The organism is Rhizobium sp. AP16, assembly GCF_000281735.1.
Classification (GTDB): Bacteria; Pseudomonadota; Alphaproteobacteria; order Rhizobiales; family Rhizobiaceae; genus Rhizobium; species Rhizobium rhizogenes.
Genome location: NZ_AJVM01000077.1, coordinates 85,433 through 94,762 on the forward strand (window position 1 = coordinate 85,433; position 9,330 = coordinate 94,762).

At 56.6% G+C, this 9,330-nt stretch carries 9 protein-coding genes and 1 pseudogene; 7 read left to right on the top strand and 3 right to left on the bottom strand.

Annotation, left to right across the window (positions count from 1 at the left end):
* Positions 1-2: 2 nt before the first annotated feature.
* The 6 genes from PMI03_RS31390 to PMI03_RS27560 all read left to right on the top strand — a co-directional run bounded on the left by PMI03_RS31390 (position 3) and on the right by PMI03_RS27560 (position 6,232).
* Complete coding sequence (locus PMI03_RS31390) at positions 3-2,561, top strand: phage tail length tape measure family protein (RefSeq protein WP_007701723.1); 2,559 nt, start codon at positions 3-5, stop codon at positions 2,559-2,561.
* The gene (locus tag PMI03_RS27540) at positions 2,561-3,205 is read left to right on the top strand and encodes a hypothetical protein (protein ID WP_007701726.1); all 645 of its coding nucleotides are present in this window, start codon (positions 2,561-2,563) and stop codon (positions 3,203-3,205) included. Before PMI03_RS31390 ends, PMI03_RS27540 begins: the two co-directional genes overlap by 1 nt.
* Positions 3,206-3,323: 118 nt before the next feature.
* Positions 3,324-3,575, top strand: coding sequence for a hypothetical protein (locus PMI03_RS31255; protein WP_007701729.1), 252 nt, complete (start codon positions 3,324-3,326; stop codon positions 3,573-3,575).
* Positions 3,576-3,649: 74 nt separating this feature from the next.
* A complete protein-coding gene (locus PMI03_RS27550; RefSeq protein ID WP_007701732.1) occupies positions 3,650-3,979 on the top strand; it encodes a hypothetical protein in 330 nt (109 codons plus the stop codon).
* 263 nt (positions 3,980-4,242) lie between these two features.
* Positions 4,243-5,328 carry a nitronate monooxygenase family protein gene (locus tag PMI03_RS27555; RefSeq protein ID WP_007701735.1) on the top strand — a complete coding sequence of 362 codons (1,086 nt, stop codon included), beginning with the start codon at positions 4,243-4,245 and terminating at the stop codon, positions 5,326-5,328.
* A gap of 43 nt (positions 5,329-5,371) precedes the next feature.
* Positions 5,372-6,232 carry a sugar phosphate isomerase/epimerase gene (locus tag PMI03_RS27560; RefSeq protein WP_007701739.1) on the top strand — a complete coding sequence of 287 codons (861 nt, stop codon included), beginning with the start codon at positions 5,372-5,374 and terminating at the stop codon, positions 6,230-6,232.
* 86 nt (positions 6,233-6,318) lie between these two features.
* Here PMI03_RS27560 and PMI03_RS27565 read toward each other — a convergent pair whose 3' ends face one another.
* The 3 genes from PMI03_RS27565 to PMI03_RS27575 form a co-directional block, all read right to left on the bottom strand.
* Entirely contained in the window at positions 6,319-6,525 is a 207-nt protein-coding gene (locus PMI03_RS27565) for a hypothetical protein (protein ID WP_007701743.1), read from the bottom strand.
* A 300-nt stretch (positions 6,526-6,825) separates the two neighbouring features.
* The gene (locus PMI03_RS31260; protein WP_234907088.1) at positions 6,826-7,239 is read right to left on the bottom strand and encodes a hypothetical protein; all 414 of its coding nucleotides are present in this window, start codon (positions 7,237-7,239) and stop codon (positions 6,826-6,828) included.
* 16 nt (positions 7,240-7,255) lie between these two features.
* On the bottom strand, positions 7,256-8,227 hold the full coding sequence (locus tag PMI03_RS27575; protein ID WP_007701758.1) for a polysaccharide lyase: 972 nt from the start codon (positions 8,225-8,227) through the stop codon (positions 7,256-7,258).
* A gap of 330 nt (positions 8,228-8,557) precedes the next feature.
* On the opposite strand from PMI03_RS27575, the pseudogene PMI03_RS27580 reads away from it, so the two are divergent.
* A pseudogene (locus PMI03_RS27580) lies at positions 8,558-9,330 on the top strand (polysaccharide biosynthesis protein GumK); the annotation flags it as partial.

Sequence of the window (9,330 nt, forward strand, 5' to 3'; positions counted from 1 at the left end):
CCATGGCGAATAAAAGCACGAAGAAGGGCTCCAAGGTCTACGTATGCGAGACCGCCCAGAATACCGACCTGACGGCCACCGCCTATGCCGCGCTGACCTGGGTGCAGGTCGGCAAGGTGGGCAAGGTCGGCGATTTCGGCTCGGACTCCACCATCAACAATTACAATACGCTGGATGAGCCGGTGCAGCAGAAGCAGAAGGGCGTTTCCAACGCCGGCGATCCGGAACTCGAAGTCGCCTCCACCCGAATGGCGAGTGGCGACTCCCCATTTATGATTGCCCTTCAACAAGGCGGAAAATTGGGCGAAATGTTCAGCGGAGCAGGGGGGCTTACTGGGATTGTGAAGGGCCTAGGCAATGCATTTCTAACAATGCTTAATCCCATAGGCTTAGTAACGCAGGCGCTCACCTTTGCAGGCGCTGCGGCAGTACAATATTTTTTAAACGCTGGCCGGGACGTTAAGAGCGTTGACGAGATACTGAAGCGACATGCAGAGCATATTGCAGAGCTCGGGCCGACTTATCAGAAAATGAACGAGCAAAACGAAGAGGCTTTAAAGTTAGGCCCAGCTATCACAAACGCCAATCTGAAAGACGATTACAAAAGCGCCCAGAAAACGCTCAAAGCTGAAGGTGAAAAGGCGTCTCGTTCAATTCTTGCAGATATGCTCGGGCAGCAGGCGCCATATGCCGATCAGATAGTCTATATACCGCAAACTACTTTTGATCCGGCGATAGAAGCTATTGAAAGATTCAAAAAGTCGATTGAGTCCGGGAAGATAGAGGCGATAGAATTTCAAAGAGAAATAATTGAGCTTCAGAATTCTGGAAAAATAACAGAGGAAGCTGCGGAAAAACTGCGAGAGTATTCGAAAGACGCAGTTGCAGCTCAAAGTAAACTCTCGGTGTTGCGTGACAAAATCGACCCTGTTGCACAGGCATTTGCCGATATGCAGGGTAAAGTTAATAAAATAAATCCTTTTGGTGCCAGTAAATTGCAAGAACCTCAACGGGTGCTTGATGATTTACTTCGAAATCTACAAGCAAATCAAAGTAGTGCGGAAGAGCTAAATCAGAAAATCCGCGAACTTAGCAACGCTCATCCTGACCTTTCTCAGGCTTTGGAGGAAATTCGGCAGTTTGGCTTGATCGCCCTACAAGCAATGAAGAATGTTCAAGGTTTAGATAACGCGGTGCGTACGACACCTCATTCCAGCCGATACTCCCAAGAGGAGACGGTTAGGCGCGTAAAAAACTTCGATGATCGATTTGGTCCAGATGTCGGTGCTCCCGTCAAATACAGCGATATACGCGAACGTCTGAATGCACAAAAAAAGGCACTTGAGCCGCCAAAAACTATCGACGGTGGAGCAGGGCTCGGCTCAAGCCGTGATCTGATTCGCCCAGCCCAAGAGGCTACGAGCGCATATGACACCCTCCAAAAGTCCGTCGAGTCGCGTATCGAGCAAATGCAGACGGAGGCTCAGGCTATCGGGCTTAACAGCATTGCCGTCGAAACCTTGAAAATGAATTTGGAGCTTTTGCGCGCGACAGAAGACAAGTCTCATGCGGCAGCCCCTGGCCAAATACAAGATATCAAGAACAAAATTGCACAGTACAATGCTTTGGCGACTGCAACCGCGAATGCCAAGCTGGCGGGCGATATCCAGTTCCAGCAGGAGCAGATGGGCCGCTCGACCATCGATCAGACGGTCGCCTCGACACAGAAGCAATATGGCTTGCCGGTCGATATGAATTCGGCCTCGGCCAATATCATTCGCTACAATGAACAGCTGAAATATGCCCGCGAGCTTGCCGGCGATTTCGCCTCGACGCTGGTCAGCGGCTTGCGCAATGGCGAGGGCCTTTGGAAATCCCTGGGGAAGGCGGCGATTTCCGTGCTCACTAAGATTTCCGACAGGTTGCTGAACGATGTGCTCAACAGCCTGTTCAAGGTCAACAGTGCCGCCGCAGGCGGTGGGCTGCTCGGTGGCGGCGGTATTGGCGGCATCTTCTCAAGCCTGCTCGGATTTGGCGGTGGCGGTGGTTTCAACATCGGCTCGAATGCAACCGTGCCCACCTCCGGCTTCGATCCCTTCAGCGCTCTATCCGCCGGATGGGCCGACGGAGGCTATACCGGTCCTGGCACCGCCTATGAGCCCGCCGGCATCGTTCATGCCGGCGAGGTCGTCTGGAGCCAGAAGGATATTGCCCGCGCGGGCGGCGTCGGCGTCGTCGAGGCGATGCGGCTTGGGCGGCGCGGCTATGCCGATGGCGGCGTGGTCGATGAGGGCGGGCCGCAATTGCTGCGGGCGCAGCCGGATGCTGCCGCTCCCGTCCGTCGCCTCAGGGCCGACAATCAGAACGATGCCTCCGGTTCCGCTTCCGGCGTGCATGTCACGGTCGGCGTTTCCGTGGATGAGGACGGCAATCTGAAGGCCTATGTGAAGAATGTCGCGCAATCGGAAGCGCAGAGTTCGACGCGGCAGGGGCTGAATGATTTCAATCAGCAGCTTCCCGATCGCGTCGCGCAGATCAACCGCAATCCCCGGAGGCGCTGATGGCCGTTTCCTATCCCTACAGCCTGCCGGCCTTTGCCGATCTTCTGAAGATCTCCAGCATCGTCTGGGACATTCAGCGCAATGACGAGCTTTCCGGCTCCGGCGATGGCCGGGTCTGGCAGGCGGAGCTGGCGCCACCGCTCTGGATCGGCACGGTGACGCTGGCCGACATGTACAATGTGGAGGCGAAACAGATAGCCGCCCGCATCCGCAAGCTACACGGCGCCCAGGAGGCGCTTTTTCTTTATGATCCGCTGTCGAAATATCCGCAGGCCGATCCCGACGGGACGAAGCTCGGGGCCGCGAGCGTCAGCGTCGCGGCGCTCGGGGCCGACAATGCCTCGCTCAGCCTCAAAGGCCTGCCGGCTGGTTATCGGCTGATCGTCGGCGACAAGATGCAGGTCGGCTATGGCGGCCGCTACGCCTTTCTCGAAGTGTCGGAGACGGTGGCGGCAAATGGCGCGGGCACGACCCCGGTCTTCGGCGTCTTTCCACATCTGCCGGCCGGCTTTTCCGCCGGTTTGAGCGTGGTGCTGCTGCTCCCGGCCTGCAAATGCATCATCATGCCGGGCAGTCACAATCCCGGCACGGCGAGCGGCCTGATCACCACGGACGCCACCTTCAAGATCGTTCAGAAGAAATAGCCAATGAAAAACATCACCTCCGCTTTCTTCGCGGCGCTGACTGGCGCGCGCGACCGAGGGCTTACCCGATGTCGCGCTCGACAATCTCAACCAATTTCATAGCTCCAAAGGAAACCTTATGTTCAACAGCAATGCTCTGCACAATGTCTTGAATATACTGATCACTCTCTCGGCGCTGTTGGTCGCCATTCTGCTGGCGACTGGGTGCACGCAGCTTGCTGATGGCACCCTGGAATGCTCGCAATCTTCTATTGGTCCGAGCTTCACGGCCCTTGCTGTTGCCGGTCTCGGTACCCTTAAGATCGTAGTCAATATCATCCGCGACGGGCTTTCCGGTTTGGTGAAGCCACAACCGCCAGTCACTAAATGAGGCCGTGCTTCTCAGCCATCGTTTAGCTGGGACAGTGCATTTCTGATTTCAATAAGCATCTTTAGAGGCGGGTTATGGCGATAAACGAATTTCTCGATGCCTTGGGCATCAAGGTCGGGGTCGTCATCGCCGGTCTTTCCGGCGGCATTTTGCGCGGTCTGTCGCGGCGTCGATATACGGCCCGCGAAATCATTGCGTCCCCCATTTGTGGGGCGCTTGCAGCAGCTTACCTAACGGAGCCTGCACTTTACTATCTGAGAGCCGTCAATTGGCCTTTGCCGCAAAAGGATTTGGCTGCCATGAATGCCACAGCCTTCGTGGTCGGTGTCTGTGCCATGTGGATCGCCGACCTGATCTTCGATAGCATCTCACGCTGGATCAGAGGTGGGAAAGCGGTACCTTGATCCAGTGTTGCTATATGGCGGGTTGTCGCGAGCCTGCAATTTCCCTATTTCGCCCTCTCCTTAACGGGAGGGGGCGTTTTTTGCGTTTGTGGCTTTTGTAATGGCTCCACGCCGTGTTTTTCGGCATACGCCAGTCGGGTCTGTGGGGCGACCTTGGTTCATATTCCCGCGCGTGATGTCTTTGATTTGAACTAATCATTGTCGCCGTTGCCGCTGGGCTGATAAAGCTGGCTGGCAGAAATTGTCGATGAAAGGCGCGCGCGATGAGCCAATGGCCCGACACCCGGATCCTTGATCTATTTGGCATTGCCCTTCCTATTATCCAGGCGCCGATGGCGGGAGCGACGTCGCCGGAGATGGTGATCGCGGTTAGCGAGGCTGGCGGGCTTGGATCGTTGCCGAGTGCGCAATACAATGTCGAACAGCTACGTCTAGCGCTCGATACGATAAGGGCTGCGACGAAAAAGCCGATCAATGTAAATTTCTTCGCTCATACTATGCCGGAGATTGATCCGGAGCGGCAAACGGCGTGGCGTAAACGGCTTGCGCCCTACTACATCGAGGCTAGCCTTGATCCGGCTGCGCCGGTTCCTGCCGGCGGCCGAGCACCGTTCGACAGTTTTTTCTGCGAAGTCGTCGAGGCCTATCGGCCTGAAGTTGTCAGCTTTCATTTCGGGTTGCCGGATATGGAGCTTGTTGGGCGGGTAAGGGCCACTGGAGCAAAGATCATCTCCTCGGCGACTACGGTGGCGGAGGCGCGATGGCTTGCCGATCGTGGTGTCGATGCGGTGATTGCCATGGGTTTCGAGGCGGGCGGCCATCGCGGCAATTTCCTGACAGAGGATATGGCGACACAGGTGGGTACGATGGCACTGGTGCCGCAGATCGTCGATGCTGTCAAAATTCCCGTTATTGCTGCCGGCGGTATCGGGGACGGACGCGGAATTGCAGCTGCTTTCGCGCTGGGTGCTTCTGCGGCGCAGATTGGTACGAGCTACTTGTTCACGCCCGAGGCAAACATTCCTGCGGTTCATCGAGCGGCTTTGGAGCATGCTGGTGACGACAGTACGGCTTTGACCAATGTTTTCACTGGACGGCCGGCGAGGGGCGTGATGAACCGCATCATGCGCGAGGTTGGGCCGCTCACGGATCTTGCACCCGCATTTCCGACAGCCGGTGGCGCTCTGGCACTGCTGCGCGCTAAGGCGGAGGCGACGGGCTCCGGCGATTTTACCAATCTCTGGTCCGGTCAGGCCGCGAAGTTGGCGCGGCCGCTTCCGTCGTCCGAACTCACCGTCGGTCTGGCGAATGAGGCAATCGCACTCATCAAGCGGCTGGCCGAGCGTTGATGTATCGGTTGATACTGCGGGAGAGAAAGAGGAGGAGAGACAGATGACTTTTACGGCGGATTTGACCGACCGTTTTGCCGTTTCCACATGGTCGCTGCACCGTGCGCTTGGCGGCACTTATGCTTACAAGCCTGGTGAAACCAAAACGCCTGAGCGCCAGCCTACCTATGGCAAAGGCTCAGTGGAGTTGATCGATCTTCCGAAACAATTTGTCGAACAGGGCATCTTCCGCATCGAGATATGCTCGTTTCATTTGCCGAGCCGCTCGGCCGCTTATATTGCCGACCTGCGCAAAGCCTTTGAGACAGCGGGCGTGAAGATACAGACGCTGTTGATCGAAGACGGGGATCTCAGCAATCCCGAGACGGCTGAGCGTGATGCCGACTGGATGGCGGGCTGGATCGGGATTGCCGTCGCGCTCGGAGCTGAGAATATGCGCGTGATCGCCGGCAAGGAGCAGCCGAATGACGAGACACTGAGCCGCGCGGAAACGCACCTCCGTCGGCTGGCAGATCAACTGGCAGGCACCGGCGTCCGCCTCGTCATTGAAAACTGGTTTTCGCTGCTGCCGGGGCCTGTCGAGGTCAATCGAGTGATTGATGCTCTGGACGGCAAACTCGGTCTCAATGGTGATTTTGGCAATTGGCAAGGTCCGGGGAAGTATGCCGATCTGGCAAAGATCATGGGGCGTGCCGAGCTATGCCATGCCAAGGCGCATTATTCGGAAAGGGGTCTCGATACCGAGGATTATATTCGTTGCGTCGAGCTCTCCAATGTTGCCGGCTATAAAGGCCCGTTCACGTTGATCTACAACTCCTCATTCCACGACAACGAATGGTCCGGCATTCTGGAAGAGCGGGATTGCATCGCCGGCGTGTTGCGGAAGGCTGCCGCCGCAGCGTGATGGCTCTGAATAGTGGGGCTGGGGCCGCTGGCGGCTTAGTCCTGCTATTGTAACATCAAGGCCCGGTTGAATCGGTGCTACGAATTTCAATGAAACTCGTATTCATGCAGAGCACCGAGCAGCTGGTCTTGTGTCTGATAGCCGGCCTCATACAGGCTGATCGCTACATTGGCCGCCGATAGGCCTTCCTGGCTTTGCAGTTTGATGCTGCGTTCCGCGCACCAAGCGTAGAGTGCGCTGGCGAGGATGTCGACATCGTCGGGATAAAGGGGCGAGTTGACCATCATAGACATTCGCTACACCGTGGTTGGAAGCTCAGACTTGAGCGGGGGCGGGGCAGAGACTGCTTTGATTTCGGAAGTTTGCAATCAACTTCGCGTGCCGACGTTAACGTCAGCCTGATATGATACAGATCGAGTTTCGTATTGGCACAGGTGCCTGCGAAAAGGGTTATTGTGGTTTCTGGTCCGGCGCGTGCGGTGCCGGATTTTCGAATCCGTTCTTGCCGTTATGGGGCACAACAAACAGCATAACGCCGAGCGCGACGGCCAACGCCACCATGATCAAAAGTATAAATCGCGGCCGCGAAGGCATCATTGATGGACCGGATGCGAAGCCTCCACAGCTGCCTCGATCAATTCCTCCGCATAGGAGAGCGCGGAAGCGGTGTCTTCGCCATCGAGTTTCAATTCCCGGCACTTGTGATGCATGGCCCTGCGAATTTCCACCAACAACGTGGCGTCCAAATCGACATGACCTTCGTAAAAAACATGCGTCAGGGCGGACTGGGCGACAACTTCGAGGACTGCGACACGTCCTTCGATTTCGCCAAGGGAAGGAATAGCGTTTTTCTTGACGTGATGTTTGCAATCGCGATGAGTGGTGAGCATCTCATTAGTCTCCTCTGAATTAGGCATAACCAACGAGAGGCAAAAAGGTTCAGCCGAATCCAAGGAAAATCTGAATTTGCCCCGCCAATGTTTTTCCGGCAATGCCGCTTCCGGCAAAAACGGACGGGAATCCTCATTTCATCGGGCAGAGACTCGGATCCGACAATACATCGGCGCAGCTGGGGGAGCGGCGGAAATCGTCGTAGTAAAGCGTCCATTCCGTCGTATCGGCGGCACGATAGGGGCCGAACTTGAAATACTGGTTTTTGCCCAGTCCCTTGTCGGCATGGCCTACATGTCCCTTGATGGTGACAATCCACTTATTATTGGCGAATAGCTCGATATGGCCGGTGCCGTCAGGACCTGGCTTGGTATAGATAGCGAAGTCGATCCAGCCGGAATCCGGCGTCGGCAACTTGTTGCCATGGTCAGTCACGGTGATGGCGCTCGTGCAGCCTGTGAACTCCTGACCATCGTCCTTGCCCCAATTGCTGTCGGTCGCGACCAGCGCTCGCATCTGGTTGGTGTCTGAGCGGAACCAAACAGGCGTCTGGTTGCCGTCACAGGCCTTTGCCCCATCGTGGGAATAGGTCTTTGGCGGGGCGACATAGTTGGTTTCGACTGTGGCGAAGAGCTTGCCGTTGTTCAGCCGCAGTGCCAGGAAGGGACTGAAATCACCCTTTGCCGTAGGGCCAATCTCCCGCTTCCATTGCGCAATGAGATAGCGATGATCGCCTGACGGAATGGGATCGGCGAATTTGACCGCAAAACCGTACCAAACACCTTGATCATAAGGGACGCGATATTTGGTGCGCTCCCAGATTTCCGCTCTCTCGCTGCAGTTTGCCTTGCCTGGTGCACAGAGTGGCTTGACGCTGAGTTTCAGCGCGCCGGTGCCGCTGCGCTTCACCTCCGATTGGAATTCGACCGTGCCTGCCTTCTGTTCGGAATTATCGCGATAGTAGAGATGGCCCGCCGGATCGAAATCGGTACCATCGAAACCGTCGCGAAGAACCAATAGGGCGGGATCCTTGGCCAAGGCCGGGGTCATGGCGCTGGTGCACGTGCAGGCCAAAAGGGCGGGCAGTGCGTATTTTGCGTTCATGACGGGAGCTCCTTCGGCGGGCGATCTTCAAGTGCTATCAATGACCTGTTCGTCTCTCGTGAGCAAGAGGAGGGCGCTTCGCGATATTGTGACCCGGCATAGCCGGTCCGATATCTGGCGGCTCCGGTGGAGCTTCACATGCCGATTGTCTGATTTAATAATTCCACTTTAACCGCCTGTTAGACGCTTTCCGGTTCATATCGATGCATATTGGGCTTTGCCTGCGGATATCAGTGCCCCGGACATGAAGGTTCGTCGCCGCAGCTTGAATCAACGATTTGAATGTCGGGCATGAGCGAGACCGACCGAAAACCGCAGTTGGGGTTGCCCGTGACAGACCTGGGAAAAGGAACGGCGACGGAAAACGGCGTCGGACCGCGACGAAAGATCGTCATTCTGACGTCGCACGTCTTTCTGCGGGGTTACCGCAAGGCGTCGGTCCATTTTGTGGCGTCCCGCTGGGCGGAGCAGGGGCATGATGTCCATTTCCTGACGATTGGCCACAGTTGGTTGACCCTGCTGAAGGATCGGCCACGCTTTCGGGCGTTATCGGAGCGTCAGGCAAACCGGTTCGAGACGGTTGCACCGAATCTTAGGGCGGGTGCCTACTTGCCGCCATTGCATGCTTTCAGTTCCGGCAATCGCATTCTGAACACAGCGAATGAAATGCTCTTCCGGCTCTACGGCAATTACCTGCCGCGCTTTGCTCGCAGTGCTCTTGCCGTGGCTGATCTGGTGGCAATCGAAAGCGGTTCAGCGCTTGCCTTTTTCGATTATGCGAAGAGGCTTAATTCCAAGGCGCGAACCCTCTATTTCTGTCGCGATCTGCTCCGGAGCGTCGGTGCTGCGCCCGTGTTGCAGGATATTCAGGCGGCCGCGATCGGACGTTTCGATACGGTCTGCGTGCCCTCGGAACGGCTCGGCGTGCTGCTACCAGCCGGTGGGCGCGTCAGGGTTATTCCACAGGGCGTCGATGCGGCGCTGTTCGACCGCGAACAAACTTCCCCCTATGTTCCCGGCAGCCGTAACGCCGTCTCCATCGGCAATATGCTGTTCGACGAGGTCACCGTCGCGGCTATGGCTGGCGCGGCGCCTGACATAAA

Coding starts and splice junctions, on each gene's coding strand:
- PMI03_RS31390 (WP_007701723.1), top strand. CDS start 3: ATGGCGAATAAAAGCACGAAGAAGGGCTCCAAGGTCTACGTATGCGAG.
- PMI03_RS27540 (WP_007701726.1), top strand. CDS start 2,561: ATGGCCGTTTCCTATCCCTACAGCCTGCCGGCCTTTGCCGATCTTCTG.
- PMI03_RS31255 (WP_007701729.1), top strand. CDS start 3,324: ATGTTCAACAGCAATGCTCTGCACAATGTCTTGAATATACTGATCACT.
- PMI03_RS27550 (WP_007701732.1), top strand. CDS start 3,650: ATGGCGATAAACGAATTTCTCGATGCCTTGGGCATCAAGGTCGGGGTC.
- PMI03_RS27555 (WP_007701735.1), top strand. CDS start 4,243: ATGAGCCAATGGCCCGACACCCGGATCCTTGATCTATTTGGCATTGCC.
- PMI03_RS27560 (WP_007701739.1), top strand. CDS start 5,372: ATGACTTTTACGGCGGATTTGACCGACCGTTTTGCCGTTTCCACATGG.
- PMI03_RS27565 (WP_007701743.1), bottom strand. CDS start 6,525: ATGTCTATGATGGTCAACTCGCCCCTTTATCCCGACGATGTCGACATC.
- PMI03_RS27575 (WP_007701758.1), bottom strand. CDS start 8,227: ATGAACGCAAAATACGCACTGCCCGCCCTTTTGGCCTGCACGTGCACC.